The sequence below is a fragment of the Enterococcus sp. DIV1368f genome, from assembly GCF_051712245.1.
GTDB lineage: Bacteria > Bacillota > Bacilli > Lactobacillales > Enterococcaceae > Enterococcus > Enterococcus faecalis.
Genome location: NZ_JBIOON010000001.1, coordinates 42,539 through 62,261 on the forward strand (window position 1 = coordinate 42,539; position 19,723 = coordinate 62,261).

General features: G+C 38.4%; 21 protein-coding genes and 1 other annotated feature. Of the genes, 18 read left to right on the forward strand and 3 right to left on the reverse strand.

The window, feature by feature from the left end:
- Nucleotides 1-49 precede the first annotated feature (49 nt).
- The 18 genes from IGL07_RS00175 (at nt 50) to glmU (ending at nt 16,668) form a co-directional block, all read left to right on the forward strand.
- Entirely contained in the window at nt 50-535 is a 486-nt protein-coding gene (locus IGL07_RS00175; protein WP_002361472.1) for a dUTP diphosphatase, read from the forward strand.
- Between the two features lie 78 nt (nt 536-613).
- On the forward strand, nt 614-1,984 hold the full coding sequence (gene radA, locus IGL07_RS00180) for a DNA repair protein RadA (RefSeq protein WP_002356050.1): 1,371 nt from the start codon (nt 614-616) through the stop codon (nt 1,982-1,984).
- Nucleotides 1,985-2,084: 100 nt separating this feature from the next.
- Nucleotides 2,085-3,230, forward strand: coding sequence for a PIN/TRAM domain-containing protein (locus IGL07_RS00185; protein WP_002368622.1), 1,146 nt, complete (start codon nt 2,085-2,087; stop codon nt 3,228-3,230).
- Between the two features lie 18 nt (nt 3,231-3,248).
- Nucleotides 3,249-3,722, forward strand: a complete 474-nt coding sequence (gene ispF, locus IGL07_RS00190; protein ID WP_002367570.1) for a 2-C-methyl-D-erythritol 2,4-cyclodiphosphate synthase — start codon at nt 3,249-3,251, stop codon at nt 3,720-3,722.
- A gap of 52 nt (nt 3,723-3,774) precedes the next feature.
- Entirely contained in the window at nt 3,775-5,232 is a 1,458-nt protein-coding gene (gene gltX / locus IGL07_RS00195; RefSeq protein WP_010707928.1) for a glutamate--tRNA ligase, read from the forward strand.
- Nucleotides 5,231-5,437: a binding site (T-box leader), on the forward strand. It overlaps the preceding gene by 2 nt.
- A 64-nt stretch (nt 5,438-5,501) precedes the next feature.
- Nucleotides 5,502-6,041, forward strand: a complete 540-nt coding sequence (gene epsC, locus IGL07_RS00200) for a serine O-acetyltransferase EpsC (protein WP_002356054.1) — start codon at nt 5,502-5,504, stop codon at nt 6,039-6,041.
- The gene (cysS, locus tag IGL07_RS00205; protein WP_002359235.1) at nt 6,034-7,446 is read left to right on the forward strand and encodes a cysteine--tRNA ligase; all 1,413 of its coding nucleotides are present in this window, start codon (nt 6,034-6,036) and stop codon (nt 7,444-7,446) included. Before epsC ends, cysS begins: the two co-directional genes overlap by 8 nt.
- Nucleotides 7,443-7,841, forward strand: coding sequence for a Mini-ribonuclease 3 (locus IGL07_RS00210; protein WP_002356056.1), 399 nt, complete (start codon nt 7,443-7,445; stop codon nt 7,839-7,841). The genes cysS and IGL07_RS00210 overlap by 4 nt, the downstream gene beginning before the upstream one ends.
- On the forward strand, nt 7,831-8,688 hold the full coding sequence (gene rlmB, locus IGL07_RS00215; RefSeq protein WP_002378685.1) for a 23S rRNA (guanosine(2251)-2'-O)-methyltransferase RlmB: 858 nt from the start codon (nt 7,831-7,833) through the stop codon (nt 8,686-8,688). Before IGL07_RS00210 ends, rlmB begins: the two co-directional genes overlap by 11 nt.
- Before the next feature lie 14 nt (nt 8,689-8,702).
- Nucleotides 8,703-9,233 (forward strand): NYN domain-containing protein, encoded by a 531-nt coding sequence (locus tag IGL07_RS00220; protein WP_002356058.1) that lies wholly within the window; start codon nt 8,703-8,705, stop codon nt 9,231-9,233.
- 85 nt (nt 9,234-9,318) lie between these two features.
- On the forward strand, nt 9,319-9,885 hold the full coding sequence (locus tag IGL07_RS00225) for a sigma-70 family RNA polymerase sigma factor (RefSeq protein WP_002356059.1): 567 nt from the start codon (nt 9,319-9,321) through the stop codon (nt 9,883-9,885).
- Nucleotides 9,886-9,998: 113 nt separating this feature from the next.
- Nucleotides 9,999-10,244, forward strand: a complete 246-nt coding sequence (locus tag IGL07_RS00230; protein ID WP_002356060.1) for a Veg family protein — start codon at nt 9,999-10,001, stop codon at nt 10,242-10,244.
- A gap of 180 nt (nt 10,245-10,424) precedes the next feature.
- Complete coding sequence (gene ispE, locus IGL07_RS00235; RefSeq protein ID WP_002379846.1) at nt 10,425-11,276, forward strand: 4-(cytidine 5'-diphospho)-2-C-methyl-D-erythritol kinase; 852 nt, start codon at nt 10,425-10,427, stop codon at nt 11,274-11,276.
- Nucleotides 11,277-11,443: 167 nt separating this feature from the next.
- The gene (locus IGL07_RS00240) at nt 11,444-12,397 is read left to right on the forward strand and encodes a metal ABC transporter substrate-binding protein (RefSeq protein ID WP_002364579.1); all 954 of its coding nucleotides are present in this window, start codon (nt 11,444-11,446) and stop codon (nt 12,395-12,397) included.
- Nucleotides 12,398-12,422: 25 nt separating this feature from the next.
- Nucleotides 12,423-13,115, forward strand: coding sequence for a metal ABC transporter ATP-binding protein (locus IGL07_RS00245; RefSeq protein WP_002356064.1), 693 nt, complete (start codon nt 12,423-12,425; stop codon nt 13,113-13,115).
- 161 nt (nt 13,116-13,276) lie between these two features.
- Nucleotides 13,277-14,116: a metal ABC transporter permease gene (locus IGL07_RS00250; RefSeq protein ID WP_002383493.1), complete on the forward strand. Its 840-nt coding sequence runs from the start codon at nt 13,277-13,279 to the stop codon at nt 14,114-14,116.
- 143 nt (nt 14,117-14,259) lie between these two features.
- A complete protein-coding gene (gene purR / locus IGL07_RS00255) occupies nt 14,260-15,081 on the forward strand; it encodes a pur operon repressor (protein ID WP_002381336.1) in 822 nt (273 codons plus the stop codon).
- 210 nt (nt 15,082-15,291) lie between these two features.
- Nucleotides 15,292-16,668, forward strand: a complete 1,377-nt coding sequence (gene glmU, locus IGL07_RS00260; protein ID WP_010826281.1) for a bifunctional UDP-N-acetylglucosamine diphosphorylase/glucosamine-1-phosphate N-acetyltransferase GlmU — start codon at nt 15,292-15,294, stop codon at nt 16,666-16,668.
- Nucleotides 16,669-17,212: 544 nt separating this feature from the next.
- Here the strand turns inward: glmU and IGL07_RS00265 are convergent.
- From IGL07_RS00265 to IGL07_RS00275, 3 genes are all read right to left on the reverse strand, one after another.
- Entirely contained in the window at nt 17,213-18,562 is a 1,350-nt protein-coding gene (locus IGL07_RS00265) for a recombinase family protein (RefSeq protein ID WP_048942190.1), read from the reverse strand.
- A 28-nt stretch (nt 18,563-18,590) separates the two neighbouring features.
- Complete coding sequence (locus tag IGL07_RS00270) at nt 18,591-18,773, reverse strand: hypothetical protein (protein ID WP_010824902.1); 183 nt, start codon at nt 18,771-18,773, stop codon at nt 18,591-18,593.
- A 164-nt stretch (nt 18,774-18,937) separates the two neighbouring features.
- The gene (locus IGL07_RS00275) at nt 18,938-19,654 is read right to left on the reverse strand and encodes an XRE family transcriptional regulator (protein WP_231411100.1); all 717 of its coding nucleotides are present in this window, start codon (nt 19,652-19,654) and stop codon (nt 18,938-18,940) included.
- Nucleotides 19,655-19,723: the final 69 nt, after the last annotated feature.

A 19,723-nucleotide genomic window follows, 5' to 3' on the forward strand; every position in this document is an offset into this window, starting at 1 on the left:
AGTATCAGAGATTATGGTAAAATAGGAGTAGTTTAGACAGTAGGGGAGAATGAATATGAAACAACGTGGTTTTGAGATTATTTCTAAGTATCAAGAAGAGGGCTTGAGTGTCCCACAACGAGCAACAAAAGGCGCCGCTGGGTATGATTTTCAAGCAGCCGAAACGGTCGTTGTACCAAGTCTTTGGAAGTTACAACAAGCTGGAGAAAATCCCAAACCAATTTTAGTTAAAACAGGAATTAAGGCGTATATGCCTGATTCTGAATATTTAGAATTGGTGAGTCGTTCTTCGAACCCGCTAAAACGGTTCCTACTTTTAGCGAATGGTGTCGGAGTCATTGACAGTGATTATTATAATAACGAGAATAACGAAGGACATATCATGTTCCAATTTTTAAACTTTGGATATGAAGATGTTGTCATTGAAAAAGGTGAACGAATTGGCCAAGGGATTTTTAAGCCGTTTTTATTAGCGGATGATGACCAAGTCGAGGCAGAAAGAACGGGCGGTTTTGGTTCGTCTGGACAAAAATAAAGCCCATTTTTTCAGTAGGCAACGTTATTCAAACCATTTAATAAATGTTAAAATAAACAACAGATAAGGAGATTCTACATGGCAAAAAAAGCAAAAGTTCAATTTGAATGTCAAAGCTGTGGGTATGTGTCTCCAAAATATCTCGGCCGCTGTCCTAATTGCGGACAATGGAATTCGATGGTGGAAGAGGTTATTCAAGATACTTCTGATCGTCGTGCTAGAGTAAGTTTGACTGGTAAAAAGACACAACCACAACGGTTATCTGAAGTCGTACCTAAAAAAGAGCCTCGTGTAAAAACTGAATTAGTGGAGCTGAATCGGGTTTTAGGTGGTGGCGTTGTTCCAGGTTCGTTAGTTTTAATCGGTGGCGATCCCGGAATAGGTAAGTCAACATTGCTCTTACAAGTATCGCAACAATTAGCAGCCACAGGTGGCACGGTTTTATATGTTTCTGGTGAAGAAAGTGCTGAGCAAATTAAATTACGAGCGGAGCGTTTAGGCACCGTCAACGAGACATTTTACTTATACGCAGAAACAGATATGCACGAAATATCACGAGCCATTGAAAAATTAGAACCAGATTATGTCATTATTGACTCGATTCAAACAATGACGCAGCCAGATGTTACCAGCGTTGCTGGTAGTGTCAGTCAAGTCCGAGAAACAACTGCCGAATTATTGAAACTGGCAAAAACGAATGGGATTGCCATTTTTATTGTCGGACACGTAACGAAGGAAGGGTCTATCGCAGGGCCACGGATGTTGGAACATATGGTAGACACGGTTCTTTATTTTGAAGGAGATAAGCATCACACCTTTAGAATCTTACGGGCTGTCAAAAATCGGTTTGGCTCAACGAATGAGATTGGTATTTTTGAAATGCAGACACATGGATTGGTTGAAGTTATGAATCCTTCTCAGGTCTTTTTAGAAGAACGTTTAGAAGGAGCCACCGGATCTTCAATTGTGGTAGCAATGGAAGGTTCACGCCCCATTTTGGTGGAAATCCAAGCGTTAGTTACCCCAACGATGTTTGGCAATGCCAAGCGAACGACCACCGGGTTGGACTTTAATCGCGTTTCTTTAATCATGGCGGTTTTAGAAAAACGGGCAGGCCTTTTGTTACAAAACCAGGATGCGTATCTAAAAGCGGCTGGTGGAGTCAAAATTAATGAACCAGCTATTGATTTAGCGTTAGCAATCAGTATTGCTTCTAGCTATAAAGAAAAAGGAACCTCATCTTCGGAATGTTTCATTGGTGAGATTGGTTTAACTGGTGAAATTCGACGCGTGAATAGTATTGAACAACGAGTGCGTGAAGCGCAAAAACTAGGCTTTACAAAAGTCTATGTCCCTAAAAATAACCTTGGTGGCTGGGAAGCGCCTGAAGGTATTGAAATTATTGGCGTTTCAACAATTGGTGAAACGTTAAGAAAAGTTTTTAAATAATGAAAGTAGAAATAATCCGTTTAGGTTGTTGGTGGCGTATGATTTTTGTACGCCCCACAACACTAGACGTCTTTATTAAATAAACGAGGAGGATGGCTATATGCAAAAACGAATCATCACGTTGCTGATGATCATTGCTGGTGCAAGTTTAGGAATTTCTCTTTTCCCAATGGCTTGGGAAATGGCTAAGCAAGGCAATAACAGTTGGTTAAACAATAACTTTACGAACGGATTAATCGGTGCAATTATTTTCTTTATTTTATCTTTAGGGTTAGCAAAGTATATTGTTTCCGCTGTCAAAAAAATCGAAGCAGCTTTAAATGAAATGAGTTTAACCTATTTATTATTTGGAAGTATTGGTGCCATCATTGGTTTAACAATTGGCGTCATTATCTCCATTCCAATGTACAACTTACAAATTCCTGTCGTGAATAGTTTACTGCCAATTCTAGTTATGATTATTCTGGGTTACTTAGGTTTCCGAATGGGAACAACACGGATTGAGGAGTGGAAAAAAGTTTTTACACCTCGCCAAAAGAAAGCAAATACGGAAGACACCGAAGGACAAATGTTGGAACGTAAAGTGGAAGACAACTTCCATAAATACAAAATTTTAGACACCAGTGTCATCATTGATGGCAGAATCTACGATATCGCTAAAACAGGCTTTTTAGAAGGTGTTTTGCTCATCCCTAACTTTGTTTTATATGAATTACAATACATTGCTGATTCTGGAGACAGTTTAAAACGGGTGAGAGGTCGTCGTGGCTTAGATATTTTAAATGCTTTACAAAAAGAAGAAGGTATCTCCGTTGAGATGTATGACGGAGATTTCGAGGATATCTCTGAAGTAGACAGTAAATTAATCAAATTAGCAAAATTATTAGATGGCGTGGTTGTGACCAATGACTACAACTTAAACAAAGTCTCTGAATTTCAAAATGTGCCTGTTTTAAACATTAATGCTTTAGCTAATGCTGTGAAACCAGTGGTGATTCCAGGTGAAACGATGAATGTGATGGTTGTAAAAGCCGGAACAGAGCGTCAACAAGGGGTCGCTTACTTAGATGATGGCACAATGGTTGTGGTAGAAGATGGCCAGCATTACATGAATGAGCAAATCGAAGTGGTCGTTACAAGTGCTTTACAAACCGCAGCTGGGCGTATGATTTTTGCCAAACCGGCGCATGCGGGTCGCGGGATTAATGATCGCAAGGATAACCATCCTAAAAACGATAAAAATTAAGCAAAGTGAGGACTTAGTATGATTCGAATCGGTCAAGGTTTTGATGTTCATCAATTAGTTCCGCAACGACCTTTAATTATTGGTGGGGTTACTCTTCCTTATGAAAAAGGTCTGTTAGGTCACTCAGATGCCGATGTTTTAACACATGCAATTATTGATGCAATCCTTGGTGCCGCTGGTCTGGGTGATATTGGGCAACTGTTTCCCGAAACCGATCCGCAGTTCAAAAATGCGAATTCTGTAAACTTATTAAAAAAAGTAAATGAAAAAGTTGGGCGGTCGGGCTTTACTATTGGCAATATTGATTGTACAATTTTAGCGGAAGAGCCAAAGATGAGCCCATACTTGGCAGAGATGAAAAAGAATCTAGCCGCGAGTTGCCACTTAGCGGTCACACAAGTGAACATTAAGGCAACGACCATGGAAACGATGGGCTTTGTTGGTAAAAAAGAAGGAATCGGCGCAATTGCCGTTGCTTTATTGGAAAAATAACTGAAAACGACGTTAAACCGTCTGTTTTTAAAAAATGGAAAGAGGAATGAACATGACGAAAGTTCGTGTGCGTTACGCACCAAGTCCAACTGGACACTTGCACATTGGGAATGCAAGAACAGCATTATTTAACTACTTATTTGCCCGCCATAATGACGGAGAATTTATCATTCGTATCGAGGATACCGACCAAAAACGGAACATCGAAGACGGCGAGAAAAGTCAGTTGGAAAACTTAGCATGGTTAGGGATGGAATGGGATGAATCACCTGCTCATCCGGGAGAATATGGTCCATATCGTCAATCAGAACGTAAAGAAATTTACCAACCATTGATTGATCAATTATTAAGTAGCAATCGTGCGTATAAGTGTTATTGTACGCCAGAAGAATTAGAAGCAGAACGTGAAGCACAACAAGCTCGTGGGGAAATGCCTCACTACGCAGGCACTTGTGCGAATTTAACACCTTCTGAACAAGCAGCCAAAGAAGCGGCTGGTCTAGAACCAGTGATTCGTTTCCGTGTGCCACGTAACACAGAATACAAATTTGATGACATCGTGAAAGGTGAAATTACTTTTGAGTCAGATAACATTGGTGGCGATTTTGTCATCCAAAAACGCGATGGGATGCCAACGTATAACTTTGCCGTTGCAGTAGATGATCACTTAATGAAAATTTCTCACGTTTTACGTGGCGATGATCACATTGCGAACACACCAAAACAATTAATGATTTACGAAGCGTTTGAATGGACACCACCTGTCTTTGGCCATATGACCTTAATCATTAATTCAGAAACTGGCAAAAAATTGAGCAAACGTGATGAAACAATTTTACAATTTATTGAACAATACCGTGAATTAGGTTACTTACCAGAAGCCATGTTCAACTTTATTGCTTTACTAGGATGGTCTCCTGTTGGCGAAGAAGAAATCTTCTCACAAGAAGACTTGATTAAATTGTTTGATGAACAACGCTTAAGCAAGTCACCAGCGGCCTTTGATGCGAAAAAATTAGAATGGATTAACAATCAATACATGAAACAAATGGACTTAAGTGAACTAACAGATATGTGTATTCCTTATTTAGTCGCTGACGGTCGTGTTGAAGAAAATCCATCTCCTGAAAAAATCGAATGGTTAAAACAATTAGTTAGCTTGTATCAACCACAAATGAGTTATGCAGCTGAAATTGTGGAACTATCAAACTTGTTCTTTAATGAACATCCAGTTTTAGATGATGCTGCGAAAGAATTCTTGCAAGGAGAAACAGTGCCAACTGTGTTACAGGCGTTTAAAGAACAATTAGAAGCCTTGGACGTTTTCGATGTGCCAAGTATTAAAGCAGCGATTAAAGCCGTCCAAAAAGAAACCGGCGTTAAAGGCAAAAACTTGTTTATGCCAATTCGAATTGCTGTTTCTGGACAAATGCATGGTCCTGAATTAGGCGAAACCATCGAATTATTAGGCAAAGAAAAAGCATTAGATCATTTAAATAAAGTGTTATAAAAACACAAAGAATAGAAGAAGTAGACAATCAGATGGATTTCAGAGACGCTGTGGGTGGTGAGAACAGCGAGCATCTTTTGTCGAAATGCATCTATGAGTGGCTTCGGTGAAAAAAGTAACCGAAGACGTCGGCAGGCGTTAACTGTATCGAGGCAAGAGCTAGTTCTTGTGAAGAAAAGTGGAACCACGCATGGGCGTCTTTTAAGCAACGTTTTTTTGTTGCTTAAAAGACGTTTTTTATTTTTGTATAATAGAAAGGAGTTCACCCTATGAGTTGGTTGAAACGTAGCGTCGCAGCTGTTAAAAGAAACGATCCTGCAGCGCGGACCACACTAGAAGTTCTTTTAACGTATCCTGGCTTGCACGCCCTGTTTTGGCATCGCTTGTCTCATTTCTTATATAGGCATCAGTTGTTTTTGTTGGCGAAGATTCATGCACAATTTTGGCGTTTCATAACGGGCGTAGAAATTCATCCCGGAGCCACAATTGGAGCGGGGGTTTTTATCGATCACGGCATGGGCATTGTGATTGGGGAAACCGCGGAAATAGAAGAAGATGTTGTTTTGTTTCACGGAGTGACGTTAGGTGGGACCGGTCGTGATACGGGTAAACGCCATCCAACAGTGAAAAAAGGAGCGATGATTTCGGCACGAGCTCAAATTTTAGGGCCAGTTGTGATTGGTGAACGTTCAAAAATTGGGGCGGGTGCTGTTGTTATTTCAGACATCCCAGCAGATGCTACAGCTGTGGGTGTTCCTGCGAAAGTCGTTCGTCTAAATGGAAGAAAGGTGGAAAAAGGGCATGATTAAAATTTATAATACATTGACCAGAGAAAAAGAAGTATTTACGCCAATTGAGGCGCATAAAGTTCGGATGTATGTCTGCGGACCAACCGTGTATAACTATATCCATATCGGTAATGCGCGCAGTGCGATCGCCTTTGATACGATTCGTCGTTATTTTGAATATCGTGGGTATGAAGTGAATTATGTCTCGAACTTTACAGATGTCGATGATAAAATTATCAAGGCAGCTAAAGAATTGAAAATTACTGCGCCGGAAGTGGCGGAGCGTTTTATCAAAGCCTTTGAAGAAGACACGCAAGCATTGAATGTCCAACCAGCAACGTTACATCCTCGGGTGATGGACCACATGCCTGATATCTTAGCTTTCATCGAAGTTTTAATTGAAAAAGGTTTTGCTTATGAGGTCGCAGGTGATGTGTATTATCGCACCCGTAAATTTCCTAATTATGGTAAATTAAGCCATCAATCGATTGATGAATTAGAAGTGGGGGCAAGTCAACGAACTGGCGTTGAACAACAATTAAAAGAAGACCCATTGGATTTTGCTCTTTGGAAAAGTGCCAAAGAAGATGAAATTTCTTGGGATTCTCCTTGGGGGAAAGGACGTCCCGGCTGGCATATTGAATGCTCTGTCATGGCGACAAAACACTTGGGAGAGACGATTGATATTCACGGTGGTGGACAAGATTTAGAATTTCCACATCATGAGAATGAAATTGCACAGAGCGAAGCCAAAACAGGCCATACCTTTGCCAATTACTGGATGCATAACGGCTATGTCACAATTGGTGAAGACGATGAAAAAATGAGCAAATCCCTAGGTAACTTCATTACTGTTCATGAAATGATTCAAAAAGTGGATCCGCAAATTTTACGTTTCTTTATGTCCACCACCCAGTACCGTCGCCCGATTCGTTATAGCGAAAGCACTCTAAAAGAGGCAGCAGCCAATTATCAAAAATTGAAAAATGCGTTTGAAAATTTACGTTTTAGACAAGCAGATGCGGTCGCAAGTTTGCCAGAGGATGAACACTATTTGGCTCAATTAAACGAATTAGAACAACGTTTTATTACGGAAATGGACGATGATTTCAATGCAGCTAACGGGATTACGGTCGTTTATGAATTAGCGAAGATGATGAATCAGTACAGTGAACAAGCGACAGTTTCGGAACCAGTTCTAGTGGCGATGGATAAGCTTTTCAGTGGCTGGTTAGCTATTTTTGGTTTATTCTTTAAAAACGAAGAATTAGTGGATGCACAAGTCGATGCGTTAATTGAAGAACGGAACCAAGCACGGAAAGACCGTGATTTTGCCCGAAGTGATGAAATCCGCGATTTATTAAAAGAACAAGGCATTGTTTTAGAAGATACTCCGCAAGGAACGAGATGGAGAAGAAGTGAATGAGAGATTACAAACAATTAAACGGTTTAGCTTTGGCCTATGTTGGCGATGCGATTTATGAAATTTACATTCGTGATTATTTAGTTTCCTTAGGACAAACGAAACCGAATGTTTTGCATCGCATGGCGACACATTACGTGTCAGCAAAAGCCCAAGCAAGCTTAATGCAAGCGATGTTAGCGGGAGAAATGCTAACGGAGGAAGAAGAAGTGATGTACAAACGCGGTCGGAATGCGAAAAGTCACACCTTTGCCAAAAATGCTGATGTGACGACCTATCGGGTAGCGACCGGTTTCGAATCCTTGATGGGTTATTTACATTTAACACAACAAAAAGAACGTTTAGAAGAATTAATTAACTGGTGTATCAAGAAAGTAGGTGAAACCAATGAAAAATGAAAAATCTCGTCCTTTTAAAAAAGGTAAGAAACGTCCAGAACGTTCAGATAAGCGTTCAAAAGAACGGAACCCACGACCAGCGACAGCAGGTGCTGATGGAACCTCAGAAGAGCTAGCAGATAACTTTGTCTTTGGTTTCCATGCCACTGTTGAGGCGTTGCAGCAAGGACGCGGGAATAAATTGTTTTTACAAGAAGATGCTCGTGGCGAGAAAATTGAGCAATTAAAACAAGCAGCGAAAGAACAGGCTGTTCCAGTTAAATGGGTGCCTAAAGCAAAATTAGATACGATGAGTGATCACGGCGTGCATCAAGGCATGGTTTTAGCAATCACGGCGTATCAATATTTAACTTTAGAAGAATTATTGGAACAAACAAAAGAAAAGACAGCAACACCATTTTTCCTAATTTTAGACAGTCTAGAGGACCCACATAACTTTGGCTCAATTTTGCGAACAGCTGATGCGACAGGCGTGGACGGTATTATCATTCCGAAACATCGTGCAGTGGGAATTACACCAACCGTAACCAAAGCGTCAACAGGGGCCGTGGAACATATTCCAGTGGCTCGTGTAACGAATCTAGCGCAAAGTATTGCAACGCTAAAAGAGAATCAATTTTGGATTTTTGGTACAGATATGTCTGGGACGGATTATCGTCGCTGGAATACACAAGGCGCAATTGCCTTAATCATCGGAAATGAAGGTCGTGGCATGAGTCAAGGTCTTCATAAAGAAGTGGATGAATTATTAACGATTCCAATGACTGGACACGTTCAAAGCTTAAACGCTGGTGTGGCTGCAGGCTTGCTAATGTATGAAGTCTATCGTGGCCGCAACCCATTATAGAAGAAGGCGATTGTATGAAAAAACAATTGTTAATCGTTGATGGCTATAATATGATTGGTGCTTGGCCAGAATTGGTCCAGTTGAAAAAGCAAGAGCGTTTAGAGGATGCGCGTGAACTGCTTCTTAGTCGTCTGTCCAATTATGCCAAATATGAAGGGTTGGAAATCATTGTGGTCTTTGATGCCCAATTAGTCCCAGGTATTCAGCAAACGTACAAAAAGTATCTTTTGACCGTGGTTTTCACCAAAGAAGATGAAACAGCAGATAGTTATATTGAACGTCTAGCTGGTGAAAAAAATGATCGTTTAACGCAAGTAACAGTCGCAACGAGTGATTTGGCTGAACAATGGGTGGTCTTTTCACAAGGTGCATTGCGGACTTCGGCCAATGAACTTTACAAAGCTGTCCAGAAAACAGAAAAGACGATTGCCATTCATGCAACAGATATCCATTTCCAGCAATTTCGTCGAAATTCTCCATGGAACGTGGAGCAGTTATCAAAACTTTCTGAGAAGCTAGAAGAATTGTCTCAAAAAAAAGATTAAACAAATGTTCGCTTAAGTCATAAATTTCTAACATGCTATGCTCTCCTAAATCATTCGATACGTTTATCGAAAAGGAGGGCTTTTTATGTTAGAACAGATTCAACAAGCATTAGCAGGAGACCAAGAACAATTTCAAGCCTTATATGGGCAATATCAGCCAGTGATTTATAAGTGCATGAAAAAATACTATTTAAAAGATTATGATACTGAGGACTGGCTTCAAGAAGGGCGAATTGTCTTCTTTCGGACGTTAGAACGATTTGATTCAGAAAAACAAGCATCATTAGGAAAGTTTTTTAAACGAAATTTTGAAAATCACGTACATAGCTTAATTCGCCATCAATGCGCCTATAAGCGGCGAACAGATACCTTGTCTATTTCTCTGGAACAACGATTAGAAAGCGCTGGTGAAGAGTTAGTGGACTATTTGGGGACAGCGGCTACCGACCCATTAGGTCAATTAATGATTCAAGAAAAATTGGCAGCTTTTCCGACACGTCTTTCCTCGTTGGAACAACAAATTTTAAACGCATACTTAAAAGGCTACACGTTAGAAGAAATTGCTAAAGTACGTGGGGGAACTTTTTCAGCTGTCCGAAGTGCCTATGATCGTGCCAAAGCAAAAATGAAATATACATTAGAAAATGAATAAAAATTCGACAAAACAGCCGGTTTGTCGAGCAAAAGTAGTTGCAAACAGACTTCTAGTATGATAAACTTGAAATTTTTTAAAAAAGTGATATAATGTTTCTCGAGGTGAATGCAATGCCAACAACGTTATCGTCAATTAAGAAAGATTTGGAAGGCCGTATCGGCAGTGAAATTATGTTAGTTGCTCAGACTGGAAGAAAGCGCCAAACAGAACGTAAAGGAATCTTAACGGAGACTTATCCATCTGTTTTTGTTGTTGACTTGGATCCAGACGAGAACTCATTTGAACGTGTATCTTACAGCTATTCAGATGTTTTAACACGCACCGTTGAAATCGAATTCATCGGTCAAGCCGTATAATTTAGAAAGTCCGCTTAGGAGTGAAGGAAGAGCCCTTCGTTCCTAAGCTCTTTTTAATTTCAGCCATCTGTCGTCAGAGAAAGAGCAATCTTCGGTGTACTTCTTCATGGACATATGATAGAATCTAAAAGATTAAAATGTTGGTAGACAAAAGATTAAGGAAGGTGAATCAGGGAACCGATGGAAATAATCGAACGAGCTCCTGCGAAAATTAATCTTGGGTTAGATGTTCTGCATAAACGTGTGGATGGCTATCATGAAGTTGAATCTATTTTTGCAAGTGTAGATTTAGCCGATCATTTAACTTTTGAAAATCTAGAAGAAGACATCATTCGTATTGAAACGGACAGCTCTTTTTTACCCGTGGATCGACGGAATCATGTCTATCAAGCAGTTGACTTATTAAAGCGTACCTATAATATTCATAAAGGAATTAAAATATATATTGAAAAACGTATCCCCGTGGCAGCTGGTTTAGCAGGGGGTAGCAGTGACTGTGCCGCAGCATTACGAGGCTTGAACAAACTGTGGAATCTGGGGTTGACGATGGACGAACTCTGTGAAATTGGCAGCCAAATTGGTATGGATGTTCCTTATTGTTTAAGGGGCGGAACAGCCTTTGCAAACGGACGTGGGGAGAAAATTGAAACATTACCGACCATGCCTCAATGTTGGATTGTGTTAGTAAAACCAAGAATTAGTGTATCCACTAGTACTGTTTTTAATGATTTAGCGGTAGATGAATTGCACCATCCAGATATTGCTGGACTAAGAATAGCTATTGAAAATGGTGATTATACTGGGATGACCCAAACGGTCGGCAATGCGTTGGAAAGTGTCACGATTGCCAGACATCCGATCGTGCAACAAATCAAGGATCGCATGCTGAAGTACGGCGCTGATGCAGCGTTGATGAGCGGCAGTGGACCGACAGTCTTTGCTTTATGTGAAAAGAAAACACGAGCACAACGGATTTATAATGGACTCAAAGGCTTTTGCGAAGAAGTTTATTTGGTTCGGACATTGAAATAAATAAAAACAACAGAGCGTGGGACAAAAATCACTTTGGTTTTTTTGTCCCACGCTCTGTTGTTTTTTTAAATTTATTACTTGACGTCCCGTGATCCATTTGGTACATTATTCCTGGCAAATCGTAAATATTACGGTTTATAATAGGTAAATCGAAAAGAGGACAGAACATGACGAAAATCTACCGCCGTTTGATAATCGGCGTTACTTTAGCAATCAGTGCTTTTCTTTTAGCTAGCTGTGGGCAAACCACACAATCGCCAAAAGAGAAGAAAGAGCTCACGGTAATGACTACTTTTTATCCGATGTACGACTTCGCAAAACAAGTCGTTGGTGATGAGGGAGAGGTTGAGCTGTTGATTCCAGCTGGAACGGAACCACACGATTATGAACCAAGCGCAAAAGACTTAGCGAAAATTACTGATGCGGATGTCTTTGTTTATAATAGTAAAGAGCTAGAAACTTGGGTTCCGAATGTTATTGAAAACTTGGACACGAAAAAAGTTTCAATCGTGGAAGCCAGTCAATCCATTCAATTGATGCAAGGAACAGAAGAGGAAGAATCTGGCGAAGAAGGTCATGAAGGCCATAACCATTCCCACGAACTGGATCCGCATGTCTGGTTAGATCCCGTGTTAGCGCAAAAAGAAGTAACAGCGATTCGGGATGCGCTTATCAAAAAATATCCTGAGAAAAAAGCCGTATTTGAAAAAAATACCGCTGCTTATTTGGAAAAATTGACTGCGCTAGATAAGGAATACCAAGCTGCATTTGCAGGCGCTAAAAATCGGACCTTTGTGACGCAGCATGCTGCATTTGGCTATTTGGCGAAACAATATGACTTGACCCAAGAACCGATTGCTGGGATTTCTCCAGACCAAGAACCTTCGCCAAGTCGTTTAGCCGAATTAAAAAAATATATTAAAACAAACAATGTTTCTGTGATCTATTTTGAAGCATCGGCTTCTACAAAAGTAGCCAAAACATTGGCAGACGAGACAGGCGTCGAATTAGCTGTATTGAATCCTTTAGAGAGTTTAACTCAAAAAGAACAAGAAGCAGGCGAGAACTATGTGTCTGTCATGAAAGAAAACCTCGCTGCTTTACAAAAAAGCATTCATTAATCTGGCAACAGAAAGGAGCCTACTTATGCATTATATTGAAGTCGAAAATTTAACCTTCTATTATGATGATGAACCTGTTTTAGAAGATGTTTCTTATTATGTTGATCCAGGGGAATTCGTTATTTTAACAGGAGAAAATGGCGCTGCCAAGTCAACGCTGATCAAAAGTACCTTAGGGTTATTAAAACCAACAAGTGGCAAAATTACGGTCGCTAAAAAAAATAGTGCTGGTGAAAAAATCAGCATTGGCTACATTCCTCAACAAGTCGCTTCTTTCAATGCGGGCTTTCCTAGCACCGTCATTGAATTAGTACGTTCAGGTCGTTTTCCCAGAAATCGTTGGTTCAAACCGTTGACGAAAAAAGATCATCTTCATGTGGAAAAAGCTTTGAAATCAGTGGACATGTGGGAAATGCGCCACAAACGAATTGGCGAGCTTTCTGGAGGGCAAAAGCAACGAATTAGTTTAGCACGAGTGTTTGCGACCGATCCAGATTTGTTTATTTTAGATGAGCCAACAACAGGTATGGATGAACAATCGCGCAACGAATTTTATCAATTGTTGCAACACAGTGCGCATGAACATGGAAAAGCTATTTTGATGATTACGCATGATCATGAAGATATCAAAACCTATGTAGATCGTCAAATTCGTCTTGTCCGCAAAGAAGATTCGAAATGGCGTTGCTTCCATATGAGTGAAGAATCGTATACGTAAATTTTCCAATAAAACGTTATCTGGCTCGATCATAACGAAAGCCAAGGAACGGCTTAAAGAAATGCTGGAAAAATTTAAAAAATAAGCAGGAATTAAAAAATTAATTCGCTTAAACGTCGCTACAATGGTAGTGTTCATTTTAGCGGTAAGGAGTGAATCGTATGGCAGAAATGCTTTCTTATGCATTTATGCAAAAGGCCTTTTTAGCAGCACTGTTTATCTCAGTGATTGCCCCAATGCTCGGCGTCTTTCTAGTTATTCGCCGACAATCTTTAATGGCAGATACCCTTTCACATGTGTCATTAGCCGGTGTGGCACTAGGCTTCTTTTTTAATTGGAATCCTAATTTAATGACCTTAATTGTCGTGATTGTGGCTGCAATCATTCTAGAATATTTACGAATGATTTATAGCACCTATTCAGAAATTTCGATTGCTATTTTAATGTCAGGAGGTTTGGCTTTGGCGTTAGTTTTGATGAATTTAACAGGAGGCAATTCAGCTGCTAGTATTCAATCGTATTTATTTGGTTCCATCGTCACGATTACGTGGGATCAAGTGGTTATGTTGGCAATTTTATTCGTAGTTTTAGTTCTATTGTTTATGTTATTTAAACGTCCAATGTATGTTTTAACATTTGATGAAGATACTGCTCATGTTGATGGGCTACCTATTCATTGGATGTCGATGCTTTTTAATGTAATTACTGGTGTGGCGATTGCTGTGATGATTCCGATCGCGGGAGCCTTGTTAATTTCAGCAATTATGGTCTTACCAGCTGCGATAGGTATGCGAATTGGTAAAGGCTTCAACACGGTGATTATCATCAGTGTGTTTATGGGCTTGATTGGCATGCTGACAGGGTTGACTAGCTCGTATTATTTGGAAACACCACCGAGTGCAAGCATTACCCTAATTTTTATTGGTTTATTCTTATTAGTCAATATTTATCGCCGAGTGGTTGTTATGGTCCAACGAAAACAAAAAATGCAAAGAAACTAAGGAGAAAAACGAAAGTTTTTCTCCTTTATTTCTTTTTTTTAAAAGAAATGGCGAACTATTTTCAGTTATTTGAAAAAAATCCTCGAATTTTTCGGTTAAACCCCTTATAATAAGGAACGATAGAATGAAAAGGAGTGACGAATTTGAAAATTCGGAGAAGTGAACGATTAATCGATATGACCCAGTATCTTTTAGATCATCCCCATACATTGGTTTCTTTGACATATTTTGCTGACCGATACCAATCTGCCAAGTCTTCCATTAGTGAAGATTTAGCAATTGTTAAAAAAACATTTAAAGAACGTGGAACAGGTATTTTAGAAACGATTCCAGGCGCTGCAGGCGGTGTCCGCTTTATCCCTGAAATTCCTTATGAGGAAGCGGAGCAGTTGATTATGGATTTGTGTGATCGTTTGTCAGAACAAGATCGCTTATTACCTGGGGGCTATGTTTATCTTTCAGATTTACTTGGGGAACCGAATTTATTAAGACAAGTGGGCCGGATTATTGCTTCTAAATATTTAGGCAAACAAATTGATGCGGTAATGACCGTTGCGACTAAAGGAGTGCCAATTGCGCAAGCTGTGTCTTATTACTTAAATGTTCCGTTTGTGATTGTTCGTCGCGATTCTAAGATTACTGAAGGTTCAACGGTGAGCGTGAACTATGTATCAGGGTCTTCAGAACGTATCGAAAAAATGGAACTTTCAAAACGCAGCTTAAAACGCGGATCAAAAGTTTTAGTCGTGGATGACTTCATGAAAGGCGGCGGCACCGTCAATGGTATGAAGAGTATGATTGAAGAATTTGAAGCAGAACTTGTGGGCATTACCGTTTTTGCTGAGTCAAAATTCAATGGCCGTCGTGCAATCGATGACTATACTTCGCTATTGTACGTGGAAGATGTGGATACACAAACAAAAACGATTAGCGTAGTCCCAGGAAACTATTTCACAGAGAAATAATTTGAAAAAGAACCTGAAAATGGTCCATTCCATTTTCAGGTTCTTTTTTTCTGTTTTATTCCTTTAAAAAAAGATGAGAAAATAAATTGGTCTACCTTTTAAATGCCTTATTTTGTTGAAAAAGACAAAAGAGTAAGATAAACTAGAAAAGGTATAATGAGGACGATTTAGAAGAAAATCAAACAATTTAGTTAATTTGAGGTGGCAAACGTGGAAAATAGATACGCAATTATTTTAGCAGCTGGTAAAGGAACACGCATGAAATCTAAACTTTATAAAGTATTGCATCCAGTTGCTGGTAAACCAATGGTCGAACATATTTTAGATCAAGTAGAACAAACAGAACCAACAGAAATCGTGACAATCGTTGGACACGGGGCGGAAATGATTAAAAGCCATTTAGGCGAACGTAGTCAATATGCCTTACAAGCTGAACAATTGGGAACTGGGCATGCAGTCATGCAAGCACAAGAGTTATTAGGTGGCAAACAAGGAACAACATTAGTTATTACAGGGGATACGCCGTTATTAACTGCAGAAACCTTGAAAAACTTATTCGATTACCATCAAGGTAAGAATGCAAGTGCGACTATTTTAACAGCGCATGCGGAAGACCCAACAGGCTATGGGCGAATTATTCGTGACCATGTGGGCATTGTTGAACGAATCGTGGAACAAAAAGATGCCAGTGAAGAAGAAGCACGTGTTCAAGAAATTAATACAGGAACCTTCTGTTTTGATAATGAATCATTGTTTGAAGCGTTAGCGAAAACAGATACAAACAACACACAAGGGGAATACTATTTAACAGATATCATTGAAATTTTGAAAAAAGAAGGCAAAGCTGTCGCTGCTTATCAAATGGCAGACTTTGACGAAGCAATGGGTGTAAATGATCGTGTCGCTTTATCCACTGCTAATAAAATTATGCATCGTCGTTTAAATGAAATGCATATGCGAAATGGTGTTACATTTATTGATCCAGATACAACGTATATTGATGAAGGCGTGGTAATTGGTTCAGACACAGTCATTGAAGCGGGAGTCACTATCAAAGGAAAAACAGTGATTGGCGAAGATTGCTTGATTGGCGCACATTCAGAAATTGTTGATAGTCACATCGGCAATCAAGTGGTTATTAAACAGTCTGTGATTGAAGAAAGTGTGGTTCGTGAGGGGGCCGATGTGGGTCCGTATGCACATTTACGTCCTAAAGCAGATGTGGGGGTAAACGTACACATTGGTAACTTCGTGGAAGTAAAAAATGCAACAATCGATGAAGGCACAAAAGTGGGCCATTTAACATACGTTGGTGATGCAACATTAGGCAAAGATATTAATGTCGGTTGCGGCGTTGTTTTTGTTAATTATGATGGCAAAAATAAACACCAAACAGTCGTGGGTGATCACGCGTTTATTGGCTCTGCAACGAACATTGTTGCGCCAGTCACGATTGGTGATCATGCGGTGACTGCTGCTGGTTCAACCATCACAGAAGATGTCCCTTCAGAAGATTTGGCGATTGCCCGGGCACGTCAAGTGAATAAAGAAGGCTATGCTAAAAAGTTACCTTATATGAAGGATTAACCTCAAATAAAAAAGAACGCTCTTTTGCTTAAGCAAAAGAGCGTTCTTTTTCCTTCTTAAAGACTAGACCAATTGCTGCTAATATTTGTTTAGAGGTATTCAAGGACTAGACCAATGCTGTTTATTCGGTATTTTTAGTTATTTTTTTCAAAAAAATAGTTTTTGTTCCGCTTTTCCAATATAAAAAGACTTTCTTTTTTATAAAGTTCGTGTTTTGGTCAAAATTACTATTTTTTTCACAAACAAATCCGCTATATTGTCCAAAAATAAAAACAATTTACAGGAAAAACATCTTATTTTAACGGAATTTACTGTTTTTTATTTAACGGATATATTATGATAGGAAAAGAAGAGCAGCGTGATGGGGGAAGGCTCTTTTTGTTGTTTGTTACTTTGACAATTGTTTGTTGCAAATGGGTTGAAACACAAGGAGGAAATTTGTGAAAAAGTTGAGCTTTAAAAAAGTGAAGTGGGGCATGCATTTTTTAATGGCTGTTGCGTTGATAGCGCCAAGCGTTACTAGTAGGACAGTTCCTAAAAGTGGCTAATTTTTTGTTAAAAAATTAATTGTTATTTTGCCATGAGGGTCTACAATTAAGTTTTTAAGTACTGATCTCCAAACAAACCTTTTTTCTTCTTCATCGAAATCACGATAAGTACTTTCTATATTTTTTTTAAACCAATTTGATTTAAATACTATAGTTTCCTTAGGCTTGACTTGAACAATCATCTGTTCAAGCTCTTTTCTATCTTTCTTATATTCGTCTAAACTTATAACCTCATTAAGATACGCTTTTTTTAACCGTTCTATTTTCTTTAGTACTTTTGAATTATTGTTTTTTTCAGGAGCAGAAACTGCTATCTTCTTCTGTTTAGCTTCAAAGTTTTCCGCGTCTGCTTTAATGTTGTTTAATAAATACTCTTCAAGTATCTCTTCGGGTATATTTATCTTATTTGGGCATTTATTTCTTTTATAAGTGTTTCCGTTACAACGGTATACTTTTTTTGTATAATACATCACTGTGCCATCTTTTTTAATATATTTTCTTTTTCGATAACGTCCAGTCATTTTTTTACCGCAACAACTACATACTACCAGTCCTGAAAAGATATAAGTACGTTTTGCTATAGATGAAATATTTTTATCTAATAGATTTTGAACCTTCTCAAAGGTTTCCTTATCCACTATGGGAGGACAATAATTTTTGTTACCAGAAACTTCACCTATATATTTTCTATTCCTTAACATGTGCTTGATTGTTCGAGAACTTCTTGTAATATCATATTCATTGAATAGATATTCAACAGTTAGGCGTATACTGTTGTGAATAGAATAATGTTTAAAAATATCTTTTGCGATAGGTGCATTTTCGTTAGGTATTAACTTCTTATCACAGATTTTATAACCAAAAGGAACGCTACCAGTTACCACTTCTCCCTTTCTAATTTTGTTTTCAAATACTGCTTTGATACGTTCAGACGCCATTTGTGCTTCTAATTCAGCAAAACTCATTGACTGATTAACAAAGGAACGTCCATAAGCAGTATCAGTATTGAAAAATGGTTGTGAAACGGCAAGCCATGTTACGCCAGAATTATCTAATATTTCTTGAATATTTAAGTAATGACGTAAATTTCTAAACCATCGATCTAATTTGGTAAACAAAATAATATCTATTCTGTTCTTTTTTATATCTTCTAATAAGCGTTGAAATTCATCGCGGTACAATTTTTGTCCTGAAATGCCGTCATCAATATACGTGTCAATGATTGTCAAATTGTCTTGAGTACTTACATAATCTTTTAAAGTAGCTATTTGTGCGTCTAAGCTATCCCCGTGTTTTGCTTGTTGATCAGTAGAAACCCTAATGTATAACGCTGCTCTCTTTAGCATAAACGAATCCCCCTATCTTATTTAAAAACTACTCTTGGTCTTTCTCAACATTAAGCTTGTTTAATTGTAAAAATAACTGAGCATAATCAGATTTAAGTTCTTGGTATTCTTTTTCAGTAAATCTGTGACTAGGTCCTGTACGTAAATTTAAATTAATATATTCAATATTCAATTCTTCGCAAAGTCTTTTTTCTACTTCATATTTATTCATAATATCCCTCCTTATAGAATGTATGTTCTTTTTTTGTAAGAAGAAAAGTCCGAAGGTTAAAATTTATATTTATTTCTTATCTAACCACGAACTATTCTTCTATAAATTATTTTTTTAAACAGATTGGCCTTCAATAGAATACTTTTAAGTCTAATAAAAAAGTTCTATAATATAACTTTTCCAATAATTCTAATTTTTTCATTTTCTAAAATTCTATCTTCATACTTGGTATTGATTGATCTCAAAATAATTTGTTTATTTGAGTAGTCTTTAATTACTTTCTTACATGTAACACCATCATTATCAATTTCTACAATTGCAATTTCACCATTTTCAACATCACATTGTTTTTTATAAAAAACAATACTTCCATCTTTAATTAGCGGTTCCATTGAATCTCCCTGAATATTAATAGCACAATCTGCTCCTTCCGGCACGTGTGCGAAAGAATGCTGTTCAACGTCTATATCTCCATATTCTAGAACTGCAGGGTTTGCTGCGGTCTTTCCTACCAATGGAACAACTTTTCTATTGCGTGATTCCGTTTCAAGAATTTGCTTATCTAATTCTTTCTCGGCAAATATTAATACATTTTTTTGTCTTTTAGTTTCTAACTTAGCTGAGGTTTCGTTTATTTTCGTTAAAATTTGAGAAAGTGGTTCTTCTTCAAATCCTAATAGGTATTCTGGGCTTGTTCCTAAAGCGTTGGCAAAGTCGGATATCTTATTAACAGGAAATTGTCTTGTTCTATTTTCGTAACGTGACATTGCGGACTTAGCTATTCCAACTTTTTCTGCTAATTCAGTGGATGTCATTTTTTTCTGTTTACGCAAATTTGTAATTAATGTCATAATTTCATCATTCGTTCTCAAATTATTCACCTCCTAAAGAAATAATACTAATAAAGTTCCCAATAGTCAACAAAAAATGTTCTTATTCGGCACAAATAG

Excerpts from the sequence above, each read along its gene's own strand:
- IGL07_RS00265 (WP_048942190.1), bottom strand. The coding sequence starts at position 18,562 with ATGCTAAAGAGAGCAGCGTTATACATTAGGGTTTCTACTGATCAACAA.
- IGL07_RS00270 (WP_010824902.1), bottom strand. The coding sequence starts at position 18,773 with ATGAATAAATATGAAGTAGAAAAAAGACTTTGCGAAGAATTGAATATT.
- IGL07_RS00245 (WP_002356064.1), top strand. The coding sequence starts at position 12,423 with ATGCATTATATTGAAGTCGAAAATTTAACCTTCTATTATGATGATGAA.
- IGL07_RS00185 (WP_002368622.1), top strand. The coding sequence starts at position 2,085 with ATGCAAAAACGAATCATCACGTTGCTGATGATCATTGCTGGTGCAAGT.
- ispE (WP_002379846.1), top strand. The coding sequence starts at position 10,425 with ATGGAAATAATCGAACGAGCTCCTGCGAAAATTAATCTTGGGTTAGAT.
- radA (WP_002356050.1), top strand. The coding sequence starts at position 614 with ATGGCAAAAAAAGCAAAAGTTCAATTTGAATGTCAAAGCTGTGGGTAT.
- gltX (WP_010707928.1), top strand. The coding sequence starts at position 3,775 with ATGACGAAAGTTCGTGTGCGTTACGCACCAAGTCCAACTGGACACTTG.
- IGL07_RS00220 (WP_002356058.1), top strand. The coding sequence starts at position 8,703 with ATGAAAAAACAATTGTTAATCGTTGATGGCTATAATATGATTGGTGCT.
- rlmB (WP_002378685.1), top strand. The coding sequence starts at position 7,831 with ATGAAAAATGAAAAATCTCGTCCTTTTAAAAAAGGTAAGAAACGTCCA.
- cysS (WP_002359235.1), top strand. The coding sequence starts at position 6,034 with ATGATTAAAATTTATAATACATTGACCAGAGAAAAAGAAGTATTTACG.
- IGL07_RS00225 (WP_002356059.1), top strand. The coding sequence starts at position 9,319 with ATGTTAGAACAGATTCAACAAGCATTAGCAGGAGACCAAGAACAATTT.
- IGL07_RS00240 (WP_002364579.1), top strand. The coding sequence starts at position 11,444 with ATGACGAAAATCTACCGCCGTTTGATAATCGGCGTTACTTTAGCAATC.
- IGL07_RS00210 (WP_002356056.1), top strand. The coding sequence starts at position 7,443 with ATGAGAGATTACAAACAATTAAACGGTTTAGCTTTGGCCTATGTTGGC.
- IGL07_RS00175 (WP_002361472.1), top strand. The coding sequence starts at position 50 with ATGAATATGAAACAACGTGGTTTTGAGATTATTTCTAAGTATCAAGAA.
- IGL07_RS00230 (WP_002356060.1), top strand. The coding sequence starts at position 9,999 with ATGCCAACAACGTTATCGTCAATTAAGAAAGATTTGGAAGGCCGTATC.
- IGL07_RS00250 (WP_002383493.1), top strand. The coding sequence starts at position 13,277 with ATGGCAGAAATGCTTTCTTATGCATTTATGCAAAAGGCCTTTTTAGCA.
- ispF (WP_002367570.1), top strand. The coding sequence starts at position 3,249 with ATGATTCGAATCGGTCAAGGTTTTGATGTTCATCAATTAGTTCCGCAA.
- epsC (WP_002356054.1), top strand. The coding sequence starts at position 5,502 with ATGAGTTGGTTGAAACGTAGCGTCGCAGCTGTTAAAAGAAACGATCCT.